The sequence below is a fragment of the Rhizobium changzhiense genome (assembly GCF_013087625.1).
Lineage (GTDB): Bacteria > Pseudomonadota > Alphaproteobacteria > Rhizobiales > Rhizobiaceae > Rhizobium > Rhizobium sophorae.
In genome coordinates, this window is the sequence record NZ_JABFCQ010000002.1 from 657,461 (window position 1) to 675,058 (window position 17,598).

At 62.4% G+C, this 17,598-nt stretch carries 18 protein-coding genes; 9 read left to right on the forward strand and 9 right to left on the reverse strand.

The genetic code is table 11. The annotated features are described in order from the left end of the window. Positions 1-119: 119 nt before the first annotated feature. Positions 120-1,214: a recombinase RecA gene (gene recA, locus G9X68_RS12640; RefSeq protein WP_003540131.1), complete on the reverse strand. Its 1,095-nt coding sequence runs from the start codon at positions 1,212-1,214 to the stop codon at positions 120-122. A gap of 229 nt (positions 1,215-1,443) precedes the next feature. Here recA and G9X68_RS12645 point away from each other — a divergent pair, with 229 nt between their 5' ends. Both G9X68_RS12645 and G9X68_RS12650 read left to right on the forward strand, forming a co-directional pair. Further along, positions 1,444-2,388: a carbohydrate kinase family protein gene (locus G9X68_RS12645; protein ID WP_171602635.1), complete on the forward strand. Its 945-nt coding sequence runs from the start codon at positions 1,444-1,446 to the stop codon at positions 2,386-2,388. An 85-nt stretch (positions 2,389-2,473) separates the two neighbouring features. Then, positions 2,474-3,400: a pseudouridine-5'-phosphate glycosidase gene (locus G9X68_RS12650; RefSeq protein WP_171602636.1), complete on the forward strand. Its 927-nt coding sequence runs from the start codon at positions 2,474-2,476 to the stop codon at positions 3,398-3,400. A gap of 247 nt (positions 3,401-3,647) precedes the next feature. Here the strand turns inward: G9X68_RS12650 and cckA are convergent, their stop codons facing one another. Continuing rightward, positions 3,648-6,251, reverse strand: coding sequence for a cell cycle histidine kinase CckA (gene cckA / locus G9X68_RS12655; RefSeq protein WP_171602637.1), 2,604 nt, complete (start codon positions 6,249-6,251; stop codon positions 3,648-3,650). A gap of 299 nt (positions 6,252-6,550) precedes the next feature. On the opposite strand from cckA, the gene G9X68_RS12660 reads away from it, so the two are divergent. Together G9X68_RS12660 and G9X68_RS12665 are read left to right on the forward strand one after the other, a co-directional pair. Beyond that, positions 6,551-7,609, forward strand: coding sequence for a flagellar biosynthetic protein FliO (locus G9X68_RS12660; RefSeq protein ID WP_171602638.1), 1,059 nt, complete (start codon positions 6,551-6,553; stop codon positions 7,607-7,609). A 443-nt stretch (positions 7,610-8,052) separates the two neighbouring features. Beyond that, positions 8,053-8,688, forward strand: a complete 636-nt coding sequence (locus G9X68_RS12665; protein WP_171602639.1) for a DUF1062 domain-containing protein — start codon at positions 8,053-8,055, stop codon at positions 8,686-8,688. Positions 8,689-8,750: 62 nt separating this feature from the next. Here G9X68_RS12665 and dksA read toward each other — a convergent pair whose 3' ends face one another. After that, on the reverse strand, positions 8,751-9,170 hold the full coding sequence (gene dksA / locus G9X68_RS12670; RefSeq protein WP_003569003.1) for an RNA polymerase-binding protein DksA: 420 nt from the start codon (positions 9,168-9,170) through the stop codon (positions 8,751-8,753). 276 nt (positions 9,171-9,446) lie between these two features. On the opposite strand from dksA, the gene G9X68_RS12675 reads away from it, so the two are divergent. From G9X68_RS12675 to G9X68_RS12685, 3 genes are all read left to right on the forward strand, one after another. Next, on the forward strand, positions 9,447-9,941 hold the full coding sequence (locus tag G9X68_RS12675) for a SixA phosphatase family protein (RefSeq protein ID WP_171602640.1): 495 nt from the start codon (positions 9,447-9,449) through the stop codon (positions 9,939-9,941). 77 nt (positions 9,942-10,018) lie between these two features. Continuing rightward, a complete protein-coding gene (locus tag G9X68_RS12680; protein ID WP_171602641.1) occupies positions 10,019-11,494 on the forward strand; it encodes a YcjX family GTP-binding protein in 1,476 nt (491 codons plus the stop codon). Then, on the forward strand, positions 11,491-12,570 hold the full coding sequence (locus G9X68_RS12685) for a YcjF family protein (protein WP_171602642.1): 1,080 nt from the start codon (positions 11,491-11,493) through the stop codon (positions 12,568-12,570). Before G9X68_RS12680 ends, G9X68_RS12685 begins: the two co-directional genes overlap by 4 nt. Before the next feature lie 63 nt (positions 12,571-12,633). Here G9X68_RS12685 and G9X68_RS12690 read toward each other — a convergent pair whose 3' ends face one another. Beyond that, entirely contained in the window at positions 12,634-12,771 is a 138-nt protein-coding gene (locus G9X68_RS12690; RefSeq protein ID WP_171602643.1) for a hypothetical protein, read from the reverse strand. 9 nt (positions 12,772-12,780) lie between these two features. On the opposite strand from G9X68_RS12690, the gene G9X68_RS12695 reads away from it, so the two are divergent. Further along, positions 12,781-13,332 (forward strand): hypothetical protein, encoded by a 552-nt coding sequence (locus G9X68_RS12695; protein WP_003540146.1) that lies wholly within the window; start codon positions 12,781-12,783, stop codon positions 13,330-13,332. A gap of 68 nt (positions 13,333-13,400) precedes the next feature. On the opposite strand, the gene folK is transcribed toward G9X68_RS12695, so the two are convergent. From folK to folP, 3 genes are read right to left on the reverse strand one after another with little or no spacing between them, the layout of a single operon-like run. After that, a complete protein-coding gene (folK, locus tag G9X68_RS12700; RefSeq protein WP_171603064.1) occupies positions 13,401-13,919 on the reverse strand; it encodes a 2-amino-4-hydroxy-6-hydroxymethyldihydropteridine diphosphokinase in 519 nt (172 codons plus the stop codon). Next, the gene (gene folB, locus G9X68_RS12705) at positions 13,912-14,277 is read right to left on the reverse strand and encodes a dihydroneopterin aldolase (RefSeq protein WP_171602644.1); all 366 of its coding nucleotides are present in this window, start codon (positions 14,275-14,277) and stop codon (positions 13,912-13,914) included. The genes folK and folB overlap by 8 nt, the downstream gene beginning before the upstream one ends. Continuing rightward, a complete protein-coding gene (gene folP, locus G9X68_RS12710; RefSeq protein ID WP_171602645.1) occupies positions 14,274-15,143 on the reverse strand; it encodes a dihydropteroate synthase in 870 nt (289 codons plus the stop codon). The genes folB and folP overlap by 4 nt, the downstream gene beginning before the upstream one ends. 101 nt (positions 15,144-15,244) lie before the next feature. Between folP and G9X68_RS12715 the strand changes: the two genes are divergently transcribed. Next, on the forward strand, positions 15,245-15,871 hold the full coding sequence (locus tag G9X68_RS12715; RefSeq protein WP_171602646.1) for a DUF922 domain-containing Zn-dependent protease: 627 nt from the start codon (positions 15,245-15,247) through the stop codon (positions 15,869-15,871). Between the two features lie 317 nt (positions 15,872-16,188). Here G9X68_RS12715 and G9X68_RS12720 read toward each other — a convergent pair whose 3' ends face one another. Then, complete coding sequence (locus G9X68_RS12720; RefSeq protein WP_003540151.1) at positions 16,189-16,509, reverse strand: 2Fe-2S iron-sulfur cluster-binding protein; 321 nt, start codon at positions 16,507-16,509, stop codon at positions 16,189-16,191. 260 nt (positions 16,510-16,769) lie between these two features. After that, entirely contained in the window at positions 16,770-17,153 is a 384-nt protein-coding gene (locus tag G9X68_RS12725; RefSeq protein WP_003540152.1) for an Hpt domain-containing protein, read from the reverse strand. Between the last annotated feature and the right edge of the window lie 445 nt (positions 17,154-17,598).

Below are 17,598 nucleotides of genomic sequence, written 5' to 3' on the forward strand. Positions count from 1 at the left end.
TTAAATCCATCGGCTTTTAACGTTCGCCCCCGCCACTGTCCAGCAGACAAACAAAACCGGCCGCATTCTCATCAGGAATGCGGCCGGTTGGAACTGTCCGATGAGTTCAAGCGCGAAAATTACATTTCCGCAGTGGCATCGCCATCGCCGTCATCCGGGTCCGGTCCGCCATTCTGCAGGAAGCGGTCGGCGATCAGGCCGGCATTCTGGCGCAGCGACAGTTCGATCTCGCGGGCGAGATCCGGATTGTCGCGCAGGAAGGTTTTGGCGTTTTCACGGCCCTGGCCGAGACGCTGGCTGTTATAGGAGAACCAGGCGCCTGACTTCTCGACGATGCCGGCCTTGACGCCGAGATCGACCAGTTCGCCGGTCTTGGAAACACCCTCGCCATACATGATGTCGAACTCGACCTGCTTGAAGGGCGGCGCCATCTTGTTCTTGACGACCTTGACGCGGGTCTGGTTGCCGATCACCTCTTCACGTTCCTTGACCGCGCCGATGCGGCGGATGTCGAGGCGCACGGAGGCATAGAATTTCAGCGCATTGCCGCCCGTCGTCGTCTCAGGCGAACCGAACATGACGCCGATCTTCATGCGGATCTGGTTGATGAAGATAACCATGGTGTTCGACTTGGAGATCGAAGCGGTGAGCTTGCGCAGCGCCTGGCTCATCAGGCGCGCCTGAAGACCGGGAAGGCTATCGCCCATCTCGCCCTCGATTTCGGCACGCGGCGTCAGTGCGGCGACCGAGTCAACGACGAGAACGTCGACGGCGCCGGAGCGCACCAGCGTATCGGTGATTTCGAGCGCTTGCTCGCCGGTATCGGGCTGCGAGATCAGAAGGTTCTGCAGGTCGACGCCAAGCTTGCGGGCATAGACGGGATCGAGCGCATGTTCGGCATCGACGAAGGCGCAGATGCCACCCTTCTTCTGCGCTTCGGCAATCGTCTGTAGTGCAAGCGTCGTCTTGCCGGAGCTTTCCGGCCCGTAGATTTCGATGATGCGGCCCCTCGGCAGGCCACCAACGCCGAGTGCAATATCGAGGCCAAGCGAGCCGGTCGAGATCGTCTCGATCTCGACAACATTCTCGTTGGAGCCGAGTTTCATGATCGAGCCCTTGCCGAACGACCGCTCTATCTGTGAGAGTGCCGCTTCAAGCGCCTTGCTTTTGTCCACCGATTTGTCCTCTACCAGCCGCAATGAATTCTGAGACATCCGATCCACCTTTAGGTTATTGAAGCCGCTCAAGCAATGTCGAGTTTGTACCCTATTTGTTCCAATCTCGCAATAGGCGATCAAACAGTTGAAAGAAAAAGGTAAAACGACACGTGTTCTGCATTTGTTTTATCAATGAAAAGCAACGGCTTAGGCCAAAAGTGTCGACTCAACCGCGACGTGGCGCACCGTATCGATTCGTCCTTCGGGCATCGGGAGAGCGGATCGGATGAAGAAAAAGATTCTTGTTCTCGGCGGCGCCCATGTCGACCGGCGCGGCCGCATCTCCGGTGAGACGGCGCCTGGCGCCAGCAATCCCGGCACCTGGTTCGAGGAACCGGGCGGCGGTGGCTTCAATGCGGCGCGCAACTTGGCGAGGCTCGGTTTTCAGGTGACGATGATCTCGCCGCGCGGCGGCGATCCGATGGGCGAGACGGTCGGAGAAGCTGCCGATTTCGCCGGCATCGACGACCGGCCCTTCGTCTTCCTGGACCGCAAGACGCCGAGCTACACGGCGATCATCGAGAAGGACGGCAATCTGGTGATCGCCCTCGCCGACATGGATCTTTACCGCTTCTTCGTGCCGCGACGTCTCTCCATCCGCTGGGTGCGGGAGGCCTTCGCCGCGCATGATTTCATCCTCTTCGACGCCAACCTGCCGGAAGAGACGATCGCGGCGATCGTCGCCAAGGCACGCTCGCTAGACAAGCCCGTTGCGGCAATTGCCATCTCGCCGGCCAAGGTCGTCAGGCTGAAGCCCTGCATCGGAGATATCGACTACCTGTTTCTGAATGAGGCTGAAGCTGCCGCCCTTGCCGGTGAGCGGCCGGAAGAGGCTGCGGGCTGGCCGCCGTTGCTGAACGAGATCGGCATCAGGAACGCCGTCGTCACCCGCGGCCGGCGCGAGCTCGTCGCGTTTTGCGATGGCAGCGCCGTGACGCTGCAGCCGCCGATCGCCGACACCGTCGCCGATGTCACGGGTGCCGGCGATTCTCTTGCTGCCGGCACACTCGCTGCCTTGATATCAGGCCTGCCGCTCGAAGAAGCCGTCCGCCACGGCACTGCGGCCGCCATACTGACCGTGCAGTCGCAGCACGCCGTCAACGAAAATCTGACGCCCGATCTGCTGAATGAGGTGCTCGCCCTTGTTCCCAAGGTCAGAATTCTGCATTGAAGCGGCTAACTATAGTTGAGCATGATGTTGTCCGAAAGCCGCTCACACCTTCGGCATCATGCTCTGTCGATCACAGGACAAGACCATGACCAAGCCCGTCTCCCCTCTTTTGCCGATCGCTTATTCGAAGGAAGTCGCCAGCGCCAAGCAGCGCGGCGCGCCGCTGGTGGCGCTGGAATCGACGATCATCACCCACGGCATGCCCTATCCCGGCAATATCGAGATGGCCCGCAGCGTCGAGGCGATTATTCGCGAACAGGGTGCGGTGCCGGCAACGATCGCCGTCATTCACGGCACGCTGCATATCGGCCTTGAAGCCGCGGAACTGGAGCAACTCGCCAAGGCGACCGAAGTGATGAAGGTGTCGCGCGCCGATCTCGCCTTCGCCATCGCCGAGCGCCGCACCGGCGCCACCACGGTCGCGGCGACGATGATTGCGGCGGCGCGCGCCGGCATCCGTGTCTTTGCCACAGGCGGCATCGGCGGCGTACATCGCGGCGCCGAGGAAAGTTTCGATATATCAGCCGATCTCGAGGAACTCGCCCGCACCGGCGTCATCGTCGTCTGCGCCGGCGCCAAGGCGATCCTCGACATTCCGAAAACGCTGGAAGTGCTGGAAACCCGCGGCGTGCCCGTCGTCACCTATGAGAGCGAGGAATTCCCCGCCTTCTGGTCGCGCTCCTCCGGCATCCCAAGCCCACTGTCGCTGAACAGCCCGGCCGCGATCGCCAATTTCCAGACGGTGCGCGAGCAGCTCGGCATCGATGGCGGCATGCTCGTCGCCAACCCCGTGCCCGAGGCCGACGAAATCGCGCGTGAGGAGATGGAAATCTATATCGAGCGGGCACTCGACAGCGCCGAGCGCGACGAAATCACCGGCAAGGCCGTGACGCCCTATCTGCTCTCGACCATCTTCGACCTGACGGATGGCCAGAGCCTGAAGACTAACATCGCGCTCGTCGAAAACAACGCGCGGCTTGCTGCTGAAATCGCGGTGGCGCTGGGCGAGTAAGGACTACGGGCCGCCGGCGGTGCCAGGCAAGCCCCCTCTGCCCTGCCGGGCATCTCCCCCACGGGTGGGGAGATTGGCAGGAAGCACCGGCTTCCCCAACCAAGTTTCCATTGCAGCTCGGAGAAACGTTGATGTGATGGAAAGCGTTCGCCCCTTGTGATCTCCCCACCTGTGGGGGAGATGCCCGGCAGGGCAGAAGGGGGCTGACACGGCACAACGCCCACGCTCACCCTCCGACAACCCTCCCTCACCCGTCCAACGTCTCCTTCACCACAACAGCAAGCTGCTTCAGCGAAAACGGCTTCGGCAGGAAGCCGAATTTCGCCTCCGGCGGCAGGTTGCGGGCAAAGGCATCTTCGGCATAACCGGAAACGAAGATGAACTTCATGTCGGGATAGGTCTTGCGCAGCTCGCGCAGCAGCGTCGGACCGTCCATTTCGGGCATCACGACGTCGGAAACGACGATATCGACCTTGCCGTCGAGTTCTTCCAAGATGCTCAGCGCCTCGACGCCCGAGCCCGCCTCGTGCACGGTATAGCCGCGCGTTTCCAGCATGCGCTTGCCGCCGCGGCGCACCGCCTCCTCGTCCTCGACGAGAAGGATGACGGCCGATCCCGTCAGGTCCTCCGGCTGCTGCGGCGATACCGGCAGCGGCACCACTTCGGCCCCGGCGATGGCGCCGTCGATCGAGCCCGCTTCGGCGGCCACCGCCGGCTCCGGAATGTGGCGCGGCAGGAAGACGCGGAAGGTCGTGCCCTTGCCGACTTCGGATTCCGGCTGGATGTAGCCGCCCGACTGTTTGACGATGCCGTAGACCATGGCGAGGCCAAGCCCGGTGCCCTTGCCGACATCCTTGGTCGTGAAGAACGGCTCGAAGATCTTGTCCATTATCTCCGGTGCGATACCGGTGCCGTTGTCGGCGACTTCGACCAGCACCATGTCCTCTGCCGGCATGTAGGAGTAATTGAAGGCCGAGACCTCGGCGGCAGTCAGATTGCGGGTGCGCAGCGTCAGCGTGCCACCTTCGGGCATTGCGTCGCGCGCATTGACGCAGAGATTGATCAGCACCTGCTCGAATTGCGAAAGATCTGTTTTCACTGGCCAGAGGTCGCGGCCATATTGCACGTCGAGCTTGACGTTGGTGCCGGAAAGCAGCCGGTCGACCAGCATGCGCAGGTCGCCGACGACATCGGTCAGGTTCAGCACCGAGGGCCGCATCGTCTGCTTGCGCGAGAAGGCGAGCAACTGGCGCACCAACACGGCGGCGCGGTTGGCGTTGCGCTTGATCTCTATCAGGTCGGCGAAGCTGGCATCGGCCGGCCGCGCCTGCAGCAGCAGATGGTCGGAGGAAAGCAGGATCGCCGTCAGCACGTTGTTGAAATCATGCGCGATGCCGCCGGCGAGCGTTCCCACGGCATTCATCTTCTGCGTCTGCGCCATCTGCGCTTCCAGCGCCTTCTGCTCGGTCACCTCGACGGCATAAACGATCGCCGCCTCCTCTGGCGCCTCGTCGCTCTGGTCGATGACGGCATTGACATAGAAGCGGAAATAGCGCGCCTCGTCGGTCGGTGTGCGGGTGTCGAGGGGCGCGATGTCACCCTGCCGGTCCTTGGCCGCCGCCAGCGCCGCGGCCAGCTGCGGCCGGTCGCTCTCCTGCACGATGGTTTCAAGATGCGGCGCCTTTTCGAGATCGTCGCGCGAGACGACGCCGGAGAACATCTTCAGGAACGGCGCGTTGGTCCGCAGGATGCGCCCGCTGCCGTCGACCGAGGCAATCGCCATCGGCGTGTTGTTGAAGAAGCGTGTGAAGCGCATGGCGGCGGCCGAAGCGGACTGGCCGCCGGCATCGCTCTTTTCACGCGCCAGCACGATCGTCCGGCTTTCGCCCGGTGCGCCGTCGCGCATCGAGGTAACGCTATGAATGATTTGTACAGGCAGGCTCTGGCCGTTGCTCTTGCGCAGGTCGAGATCGAGCGTCACGGTCTTCTTCAGGCCCGGTTCGGCCTGCACCGACTGGATCAGCGCCAGTCCCTCGCCGGCCACGACGTCGCCGATCGTCATCGAGCCCGGCACGAACTTGGTGAGGTCGAGGCCCAGCCATTCGGCAAGCGTCGCATTCAGGTAGAAGATCTCGCCCTTCCTGCCGGCGGAAAAGAAGCCGGCCGGCGCATGGTCGAGATAGTCGATCGCGTTCTGCAATTCCTTGAAGAAGCGCTCCTGGTCGTCGCGCTCCGTGGTGATATCGGTGATCTGCCAGATCTGCAGGGGCTTGCCGCCGTTTTCCTCCGGCTGCAGCAGCCGCGCCTTCAGCCGGTACCAATGCGCGCCGGAGCTGTTGCTGCCAGGCCCGACGGCGCGCAGCAGGCGAAATTCCTCCCGGCCTTCCTTGCCCTCGCGCAGGCCGTTGACCAGCCTGTAGAGCGCCTCGTTGGATTCGCGGTGGCGCGACAGCAGCGTTTCCAGCGTCTGCACCTCGGTCCCTTTGCGCGCGCCGGTCAGCGCGCCATAGGCGGCATTGGCATAGATGATCCGGCCTTTTTCGTCGGTGATCAGCGTACCGTCGGGATGGCTGTTGAGGAAGGCGCGCGCCAGGCTGTCGGACTGGTGCTGCGGCATCACCTCGATGAAGCCGATGACCGAAGACACCAGGAAGAAGATGCCGACCATGGCGAGCACGCCGAGACCGCCAAGCACGACCTCGTTGTCGAGCGATTTTTTGAAGAAGACGAAGGCGCCGGCAGCCGCGATCAGCACGAGCGCCAGCACAAGAATGCGCAAGACCGTGCCAGAACGCCCCCCACGATCCACAAGCGGTGCGTTATAGTCGTCGGCCTGACGCGGTTTCGTCATGTATTCCTCACATAAGCCCTCCCGCTTCGTAGCACGAACACGAAGCAGGAATCAGGCACTCTTTCCTTCTTAGCAATTTGCCGCGTCGGCAAAAACACCGCTAGCCGGCAAGACTGCTTGAATTCACAGGCAACAGCGCCATCTGCCCCAGAAGCCCAACGCTGCCACCCGTGCGCAAGGTCGCCGGGTGCCAAGCAGCGGAACACGAAATCGCGTTCTCCCGTGACTGGACAGCACCGGCGGCCCTTGCCTAGGGAACGGAAAAGTCGTCAATATGTGCCGAATACGAAATGGAGTGAGTGACTATGTTGGATGATGTTGTCGGAGCTTATGGCAGCCGTTTCCTGCTTGCGGCCGGTGGCGTCGGCCTGGCGCTTCTCCTGCTCATCATCGTGCTCTGGGTGATCCGCAGCCGGGCGCCCTCGCCCTTCGTGCGCGGCGGCCGCAACCGCCAGCCACGCCTGCAAGTGCTGGATGCCGCAGCCGTCGATGCCCGTCGCCGGCTGGTGCTGGTGCGCCGCGACGATGTCGAGCACCTGATCATGATCGGCGGCCCGAGCGATATCGTCATCGAAAGCCGCATCCTGCCGGCAGCGGCCGAGCAGCCGGACAGCGCCATCCGTCCGCAACCCGTCGAGCAGCGTCCGATAGCTGTCGCGCGGCCCGAAACACCGCCGGTCTCGCCACCGCGCCCGCCGGTCGCAGCCCGTGTCGAGCCGGCCGCCGAGCCCACTTTCTCCGCGCCGGTTTCTCCAGAGCCGCGCCCGCGCCCAGAATCATCGGCCCAACCGCCGGCCCAGCCGGCCGTGGCACCGCCGGTGGTCACGAGCCCCCTTCCGGCAGAGCCCGTGACAGCTCCGCTGTCGGCCGAACGCGACAATCCTCTGCGTGCCGTCCTGCCCCAGCCGCGCCCGCTGGAGCGTCCCGCCGCTCCCGCAGCCGCGCAGCCCGCACCGTTTCACGATACCTCAAGTGCCGCCGAGATCCTCGATGCCGCCCGCCAGCGCGTGCTGCCGCAGCAGCGCATCGAGCCCGAGGTCTCCGCCCCGCCTGTCAAGGAAATGCCGGCGGCCGCACGCGCCGCACCAGGTAGCGCCGAAGACGATTCGGCTGCGCAGTCGGCAGCAGCGAGCCGTCTTGATTTCCAGCGGGTGCTGGAACAGGAAATGTCGAACAATCTGACTGCCGAACGCATCGTGCCGGCGCCGGCAAACCAGGCGCCCCGGCCCGGAGCGCCGCAACCCGGAAATCTGCCGCGCCGCGATCCGGAAATGGCCCCGATCACCGGCGCCGATACCGATCTGCAAAAGGAAGTTGCCCGCATCTTCGGCGAGATGAGCGTCAACCGCGACAAGTGACTGGGCGCGACAAGTGACCGGGGCGACAAGTGACCGGGGGCGACAAGTGAGCGGAAACGCACGTCCGACTTTCTTCATCACCAAGTTGCATAAAAGCCGCAATGCGGCGACTTTCAGTTCCCGATGTGTCAGGGGACTCCATCCTGTGCTGATAATTTGGTATCGCTCCGGTTGAAGAGCGTTGGCGCATCGAGGTCATACTTTGCCTAAGTAAATACCGGTCTCACTCCAGTTTCACCCGTACTTCCGGACAGCGACACGCTGACGGCGTATGAACATGTTCATCGGGTGGTGGCGAGAGACCGGTTTGGCATTGTTGACATGTGCCATGTGCAGCTCCGCTGTCTCAGCTCTTCCGCCGCCCAGAACATCGCCACACCGCGCCCGCAAGGGCTTTCTCACGCATCATCCTGGTGGACTTCCGAACGGAAGGCCAACACGATATGTGCAATACCCTTCGGGTCCGATGGACCATTCTGCCGAAAACAGCGCCCCAGCCCTGGATTGTATGCAGCGGCTGCGGGGGCCTCAGAGCTTTCCGATGCAGTGACAAGATCCGGCTCAACGCCAATGGCCGCAAGCTCGATGCCTGGCTTATCTACAAATGCTCGACCTGCGAAAAGACGTGGAATCGTCCGATCTTCGAGCGCCGCAATGTTCGCGACATCGATCCCGCAATCCTCGAGGCGTTGCAGTCCAACGATCCGGATTGGATCCGGGCAGAAGCGTTCAACCTCGAGGCTCTCAGGCGCAAGTCGCAGCATGTCGACGAGTTTGCCGAATTTGAAATCGCAAAAGAGATGCAGCAGGAAATTGCCAATTGGACGAGACTGGAAATCGAACTGATGGTCCCGTTTCCATCAAGCACGCGCCTCGACCGCCTGCTGGCGTCCGAGTTGCAAGTTTCACGCACCCGGCTACAGGCTCTTCACGATGGTGGCATGCTGCGGACGGATTCGAATCGAGCCGACGTTTTGCGGCGGCGGATCAAGAACGGCACCACGGTTACAGTCGACCTCGCCGCCGAGACCGGCCGGGAGCAATGGTGGAGGTCTGTGGCGACCGGAAGCTCACCGTAATTGTAAAAGGCACCGCGATCGGATCGCGGCGCCTTTCTGCTCTGATGCCTGCATCAAAACTCTCATTCGTCGCGATAAACCTTTTCGCGGCGTTCGTGACGCTCCTGCGCCTCGATCGACAATGTCGCGATCGGGCGGGCGTCGAGACGCTTGAGGCCGATCGGTTCGCCGGTTTCCTCGCAATAGCCGTAGGTGCCGTCTTCGATGCGCTGCAGTGCTGCGTCGATCTTGGAAATCAGCTTTCTCTGCCGGTCACGGGCGCGAAGTTCGATCGCCCGGTCTGTTTCCGACGACGCTCGGTCGGCGAGGTCGGGATGGTTTGCGCTTTCCTCGGCCAGATGGTCGAGTGTCTCGCGCGCTTCTCTAAGGATATCGTTTCTCCATGCAACCAGCTTCGTCCTGAAGTAGGCACGCTGGTTTACGTTCATGAACTCTTCCTCTTCCGAGGGAACGTAATTGCTAAGATCGATCTTCTCACTCAACGCGATTCTCCTGAAGAACATCTCATCTGGCGGCTGTATATCCCAAGCGCTAGTCGCGATTCAAGCCAAATACGACAGGTAAACAGATTTTTAAATCTGTTACAATTTTCGGCTAACAATCTATTTTGTCATGGTTATTCCGGCTGCCGGTTTTTGCTTCGCCTTCAAAACGCCGCGTTGTCAGCCACGTTTTGGGCAGTTGCGACATGGCTGGCGATTGACGACAGCCAATCGCAACCGCTACTGAAAAGACCCTGCCCGATCCTGGATTTGCCCATGACCGTACCGCTGCCTCCGCCCAACCGCATCTATCTCCTGCGTCATGCCGAGGCCGCCTGGGCCGAACCAGGACAGCGCGATTTCGACAGGCCGCTGAACGAAAAGGGCTTTGGCGATGCCGAGATCATCGCCGACAAGGCCGCCGACAAGGGCTACCGTCCTGATCTCCTGATCAGTTCGACGGCGCTTCGCTGCCGCGATACGGCCGATGCGGTGTATAGGGCGATCGGCCTCTCGCTCGAGGTTCGTTATGTCGACGCGCTCTACAACGCCACTGTTGATAACTATATCGAGATCGTCGATTCGCAGGAGGTGGCTGCCGTCATGCTGGTCGGCCACAATCCAACCATGGAGCAGGCGTTGGAGGTGCTGATCGGCCATGAGGCTATGGTCCGCGCCCTTCCCGGCGGCTTCCCGACGGCAGGCCTTGCCGTCGTCGATTACGACGCTTCCGCCACCGCCTGGCGCCTCACCGATTTCGTCGTCGTCTAAAGTCTTTCGCGCCGCTCTTCTTTTGCGGGCGGCGGACCCTTCCTATATTGCCGGCAGTCACCAACCGGAATCGCGCCTTGCCGCCACGCCTGACATCCTTTGCCGATGACGCCCGCATCGCCTTCGACAATCTCGCCGACCGGGCGAGCGGCCTCGTCAATCCAACCGTGCGGCTCGGCGTCACCGGCCTCTCCCGCTCCGGCAAGACGGTCTTCATCTCCTCGCTGGTCCACAATCTGCTGCACGGCGGCCGCCTGCCGCTGTTCGAGCCGGTCCAATCCGGCCGCGTTTCGGCGGTGCGGCTGGAGCCGCAGCCCGACGATGCCGTGCCGCGCTTCCAGTATGAGGACCATATTCGCGCGCTGGTGAAGGACCGTATCTGGCCGGATTCGACCCGCGCCATATCGGAACTGCGCATCACGCTGGATTACCAGAGCGCCAGCGGCTGGAACCGGTTGTTTTCGCCTGGCCGCTTGTCGATCGATATCGTCGATTATCCCGGCGAATGGCTGCTCGACCTGCCGCTGCTCGGCAAGGAATACCGCACCTTCAGCGCGGAGGCGATCGCGCTTGCCGAAACCGGCGTCCGCTCCGAGCTGTCGCGCTCATGGTTGGCGCTGACGCGCGCCGCCGATATCCAGGCCGGCGCCGACGAGATGGTCGCCCGCGACCTCGCCACCGCTTTTGCCGATTATCTCAAAGCCTGCAAAGCCGACGAACGCTCGCTTTCCACCCTGCCGCCTGGCCGCCTGCTTCTGCCCGGCGATCTCGACGGCTCGCCGGCGTTGACCTTCGCGCCGCTGGCTCCGCCGCCGGACGGCCGTCCCGGCCGCGGCTCGCTCTGGACGATGATGGAGCGGCGCTACGAGGCTTACAAATCGGTCGTCGTCAAACCTTTCTTCCGCGAGCATTTCGCCCGGCTCGACCGCCAGATCGTCCTGGTCGATGCGCTGCAGGCGATGAACCGCGGCCCCGAAGCCGTGCAGGATCTGGAACGCGCACTGACCGACGTGCTCGCCTGTTTCCGCCCCGGCACCAATTCGCTGCTCTCCTCCCTGCTCGGGCGCCGCATCGACCGCGTGCTGGTCGCTGCCACCAAGGCCGATCATCTTCACCATGAAAGCCACGACCGGCTCGATGCGCTAACCCGCCGCCTGGTGGATCGTGCCATCGACCGCATCGGCATGGCCGGCGCCGGCATCGACGTCATGGCGCTTGCCTCCGTGCGCGCCACCCGCGAGGCGACCGTCAAACGTGACGGCCATGAACTGCCGGTTATCGTTGGCACGCCGATGGAGGGCGAAACCATCGCCGGCGAGCGTTTCGACGGGGAGAGAAAGACCGCGATCTTCCCCGGCGACCTGCCGGAGGATCCGGAAAGCCTGTTTGACCGCATCGCCTCGGCCGAGACCGGCCTGCAGCTGCCCGATGTCAACGTCGTCAGGTTCCGGCCGCCGCATCTTGAGGAAACCGGCGGCGGCATCAAGCTGTCGGTGCCGCATATCCGCCTCGACCGTGCCATGCAGTTCCTGTTCGGAGACCGTCTCGCATGAGCAAGCCCCCGTCCGATCCGCCGCGCCGCGCGCCCGCCGCCTTCATCTACGAGGACGAAGCCACCGAGCGGCGTAACAACGGCCGGCAAGGAAGTAAGCGGCGCAAGCCGGAAAGCTTCTCCGAGAACATCGTCGTGACGCCTGATGGGGACGATCCCTTCCTCAATCCCGACAAGGATCTGAGCGCGGTCCCCGTTGCAGCGCCGCGCAAGCGGCGAACCTCCTTCGGCAAGATCGCCGCCGGCGCCTTCGGCATCCTGCTGTCGCTCGCCATCGGCCTCTGGACCGATAGCCTGATCCGCGATCTCTTCACCCGCGCCGATTGGTTGGGCTATGCCGCCCTTGCCGTGCTCGCAGTCGGCATCCTCGCCGTACTGGCCCTCGTCATCCGCGAGACCGTCGGCATGCTGCGCCTTGCCGCCGTCCAGACGATCAAGGCGGAGGCAGACGCGGCGATGCTGGAAACCCGACCAGTGAAGGCGCGCGCCGTCGTCGCACGCCTTACCACGCTCCTTTCCGCTAATCCGGAGACGGCGAAGGGGCGCGCGACGCTGAAGGCGACCGAGGGCGAGGTCATCGATCCCCCGCATCTGATCGCACTCGCCGAACGGGAACTGCTCGCTCCGCTCGACCGCAAGGCCCGCGCCCTGATCGTCAACGCCTCGAAGCGCGTCTCGATCGTTACCGCCGTCAGCCCGCGCGCCGTGGTCGACCTGCTCTACGTGCTCTATGAGGCCGTGCGCCTCATCCGCGCCATGGCCGAGCTTTACGGCGGCCGCCCCGGCACGCTCGGCATGTTCCGTCTGCTGCGTGACGTGCTGGCGCATCTGGCCGTCACGGGCTCGATTGCCGTCGGCGACAGCCTCGTCCAGCAGGTGCTCGGCCACGGGCTGGCCTCGAAGCTCTCGGCACGACTGGGCGAAGGCGTCATCAACGGCCTGATGACCGCCCGCATTGGAATCGCGGCGATGGATCTCTGCCGCCCGCTCGCCTTCCGCGCCCTGAAGCGGCCGGGAATCGGTGATTTCATCGGCGATCTCACCCCCTCGATGTCGCCGCGCGGCAACAATCCCTGAACGAAGCAGCGAATAAGCAGATTTCGCTTGCCCTAGCGTAATGTTGAAGAAATTTCAGTCGATTCAAGGCTCTAGTGACGATGTTTTAAAATCAATGCGGCGCAAAAGCCCTATATTGCCTTGCATTTCGGCACAATCGAAAGGAAGGATTAACCATTCTTCGGCAAAACTTGCAGCCAGTTCGTGAGTGGTGTTTGCCAAGGAAAATCCATGTATTCGCGCAAGTTTCTCATCGTATGCGGCTTGGCCGCCGCGGCATTGTCTCCCGTCGCAGATGTCGCACCGGCAGCCACCGCTGCAACCCGTGACAAGGCCTTCTTCGATTCCGTTGCCGGCTCCTGGAAGGGCCCCGGTGAAATCGTCGCCGGCAAGTACAAGGGCACAAAATTCACCTGCAACCTGATCGGTGAGCCCACTGGCGACAGCAGCGCCGGCATCAAGCTCGACGGCACCTGCCGCGTCGGCGTCTTCAAGCAGCCGATGACCGCCGTCATCTCTCAGTCGGGCTCGAGCTACAAGGGCAAATTCCTCGACGGCGCCGCCGGCAAGGGCCTTGACGTCGTCTCTGGCGCCGTCAGCGAGGATACCGTCGTCGTCGGCATCAACCGCGCCAAGCTGAACGGCGCGATGATCGCCCGCGTGCGCGACGACAAGACGATGAACGTCACCGTTTCGGTCAAGGTCGAAAGCCAGATGATCCCGGTGATCGGCCTGACGTTGACCCGCCAGGTCGACGAGATGGCAGTCGGTTCCATCCAGTAGACAAACCGCACTGCGGATTTTCCTGAAGCGGCGGGTTTCCCGCCGTTTTCCGTTTCAGTTTCCCTGCTTCAGGCGCTCAGCCACCAGTCGCGACTGTCGTCGGCAATCTCGATGCCGGCCACCTCGGCATCACCTAGCCAGTCACTGACCGCCCTGCCCCTGACCAGAAGACCCGGCGCGATATCGGCAAGCGGCATCAGCACGAAACCACGATCGGTCATGCGCGGATGCGGCAGTTCCAGCCGCGGCGCGTCCTGGATCACGTCGCCATAAGTCAGCACGTCGATATCGAGCGTGCGCGGACCCCAGCGCTCGATGCGCTCGCGTTTCATCTCCCGTTCGATCGACAGGCAGACATCGAGCAAAGCCTCGGGCTCCAGCCTGGTCTCGACGGCGGCGCAGGCATTGAAGAAGAACGATTGGTCGGTCTTGCCCCAGGGCGGCGTGCGATAGAGCCGCGAGACCGCCGTAACCCGGCAGTCGTTGCGTCCGTCCAGCTTCTGCAGTGCCGCAGCCATCGCCTTCACGGGGTCGCCGATGTTGCCGCCGAGGCCGAGTGTGGCGGATTGCAGTGCGGCCTCAGGCAAAGTGTTCAACGCTCACCTGCACGAAATCGAGCACGCCGGGCACCGGCGCGTTCGGCTTGCGCACCGTGATCTTCGCCCGCCGGATCTGCGGGAATGTCTCGCAGAGCCCCTTGGCGATATCGAGCGCCAGGGCCTCGATCAGGTAGCGCCGCTTGCCGGTGACGATCTGCTCGATCACGGTGAAGGCGATGCCGTAATTGACGGTATCGTCGATCGAATCGCTTTCGAGCGCCTCGCCGGCGACGACATCGAGCTCGGCATCGACGAAGAAGCGCTGGCCGAGGAATTCCTCCTCGTCATGCACGCCGTGGCGCGCGAAGAAGGCGCAGTTCTGCAGCGTGATCGTGTAGGTAGTCATGTCGGCCGCTTCCTCTCGAATTCCTGGCGCGCATTGAGCATAGCATCGGCGATATCGAGCGCGTCCCTGTTGATTGCGACATTGTGCACGCGGAAAACCGCAGCTCCTTTAAGCCTGAGCAGCGCGCTGGTCGCAGCCGTCGCCGCATCCCGCCCCTCGGCCTCACGCCCCGTCACCGTACCGAGGAATCGCTTGCGCGACGTGCCGGCGAGCAGCGGCAAGCCGAAGCGGGAAAGTTCGGAAAACCGCGCCATCAGTTCCAGATTCTCCTCCGCCGTCTCCTTGGCGAAGCCGAACCCCGGATCGAGCACGATACGGTCGCTGTTGACGCCTGATGCAGCGGCGATCGCAAGCGACCGTTTGAGAAAATGCACCTGGTCGGCAATGACATCGGGAAGCCTCGCCCTGTCGCGGCCGGTGTGCATGATGCAGAGCCCGGCTCCGGTCACCGCAGCGATATCGGCGATATCGGGCTCCTTCTGCAGCCCGAAGACGTCGTTGACGATATGGGCGCCGGCACTGATCGCAAGCCGCGCCGTCTCGGCGCGATAAGTGTCGATCGAGATCAGCGCCTGGGTGCGGCCGCGCAGTGCCTCGATGACGGGTAGCACACGCGCCTGCTCCTCGGAAGGGCTGACGGTTGCTGCGTTCGGCCGGGTCGATTCGCCGCCGATATCAATGATGCCGGCACCCTCGCTCACCGCCCGCAGCGCCTGTTCGACCGCCGCATCGACGGTTTCAAAGCGTCCGCCGTCGGAAAAGGAGTCCGGCGTCACGTTGATGATCGCCATGATCACCGAACGACGGCCGAGTTCGATCTCCCGGCCATGGCCGACACGCCATATACTGCCTTCGAGCCCTGTCACCAGACTTATCCCATTGAGGACGAAAAAAGCGCCATCCGATATTGCGCTTGCGGTGGCTATGCCCCAAGCTCCTGTCGATTTCAACACGGGTTGCGTTCAGAATGCCGCTTGCAGTGCGTTATATGGTCGTTCCCATCGCCTTTTCCATTGCTCTTTCTCTCTGCAGCCCGTCGGCAGCCGAAGTGATCGCATCGAAAAGCTATTCCTATTTCGACATTCGCGGCAAAACCGCGGATGAACTCGACCGCGAACTCAGCCGGCGCGGCCCAACGGCAAGCGGTTCGTCGGCACGCCATCCCGGCGCTACGAAGATCCGCTTCGGCGGCGAGGCAACCTATATTCAGAATAACGGGCGCTGCCGCGTCGGCAACGTCAAGGTCACGGTCCACACCCAGATCATCCTGCCGCGCTGGAGCAGCCGCAAGGGCGCCAGCAAGGAGCTGTCGATGATCTGGGACGCGCTGTCGAGCGATATCAAGCGCCACGAGGAGCGCCATGCCGAGATCGCTCGCGACCAGGCCCGCGCCATGGAGCGCGCCATTCGCGCGCTGCCGCAGCAGCGCAGCTGCGAAGCCATGCAGGAACTCGTCTCCGGCGAATCAGCTCGCGGTATAGAGGAGCACGACGGGCAGCAGGCGCGATTCGACCGGGTCGAGGCGGTCAATTTCCAGAAGCGCATGCTGAGGTTGCTGAACAATCGAATCAATGGTCGAGCCGGCGCAAAATAAGGCTTTTTCAGTCTGGTTGCGAGCGGAAACCCTTAGCTGCATAACGAAACTTGTGCGAAACTTACCCCCTCCCCAGCGATTGAATGGTCATTTTTCATCCTGGCAGACTCAACCGGAACGCGTTAATATGAACACATTCGAAAGTTCAGGTACGGCATCTGCACTTTCATCGCTGGGTTCTCCTGGCGCGTTCCGAAGCCGCGGATGTTCCTCCCTCATCCGTAGGTAATGCGCCCGCCTCGCCTCGCTCGCTCTAGCGCGCGAGGCGTCTTTTTTTGTATCGAATTTTTTTGGCGACGTTTGAAGCGCAGCGTGCTTCAGGCCTGGCGTTCCGGCACGTGCACCACGAGCCCGTCATAGACGGCCTTCATCCGGATCTGACAGGACAGCCGCGAGGTCGGACGCACATCGAAGGCGAAGTCGAGCATGTCCTCTTCCATCGCTTCCGGCTGGCCGACCTTCTCCGTCCACTCCTCGTCAACATAGACATGACAGGTCGCGCAGGCGCAGGCGCCACCGCATTCGGCCTCGATGCCGGGCACCGAATTGCGCACGGCATTCTCCATCACGGTGGAGCCTTGGTCGACGTCGAGGTCGAAGCGCGTGCCGTCGAAGGCGACGATGGTAAGTTTGGGCATCAGGACTATTTCCGGTCTTCAAGTGGGTGGGCGGATTTTCTTCCGACAATTCGACGCGTCAGTCAACATGGCGGAAATTCGCCATAGCGTCGCAGATCGGGCCTTTGCCCGCCGTCTTCAAAGCGTCATCAGGGACGTCGCAAAAAGACCCGCGGTTCCGCAATGGAACAACGGGCCTCGTTCGAACGGTATCTTATGCACGTCACCCAAAAGTACGTAGCGGTTTGGGACAACGACATGCATCGAATAAAACTCAGAGATCAGCCGCGGCAGAGCTTCAGGATGAAATTCTCGGCGTCGATGACGGCGGCACCGAGCGCTGCCGTCGCGCCGGCATCGCCGCCGTTCTCCTCGACGGCTTCCGCCGTCTGCGACACGCGGAACGCGCCGACCGAGCTTGCCGCGCCCTTCAGCCGATGCGCGGCTGCGCCGATACGGATGGTTTCGCCGCTGGCAATATCCTGAAGGCACGCGCGGGCCTGGCGCGCAAACATCTGAAGGACTTCGAGTTCCAGCGTCTTGTCGCCCATCGTCTGCTTTGCGAGATGGACCAGATCGATCGGCCGGACCTTGGAGGGACACGGTCCCTTTGCATTATCAGGCGCCTCGAATACGATGTTCAATGCTGCCATCTGGGCTGCCATTGCCAATTCTCCCGTCTCTGTCGTCCGCAGTTGCAACAGTTCTGCGACAGGAGGGTGGCCATCACGTTAAATTCCGGCACATTCAGGGTGGAAATCTCGCCATATGGTTAACATCCGTTAAATATCCCTAAATTATTGGTTTTTAAGCCGCGCCTAGGATTCAAAGGTGTTAACAACGGGTTAACGTGCCGTGAATCTCAAGCCTTCATTAATTGTGTGAAGAGCCCAGATGTGTCACTACGATACTGGTGGAGCGGGTTTATGGTACGCGCCTTTGCCGAGCGAGTGGATAATGGTAGTGTTTTGATACCTTCCGTTTGAAAAAGCGGCTATCTACTCTGAAATGACATGCTTATCCGTCCTTCGTTGGGATGGAAGGCTGGAACGGCAAAGTTGTTCCCGGGTGAGGCGGAAGCCCAGGATGCGCTGTCGGACTGGCTGACAG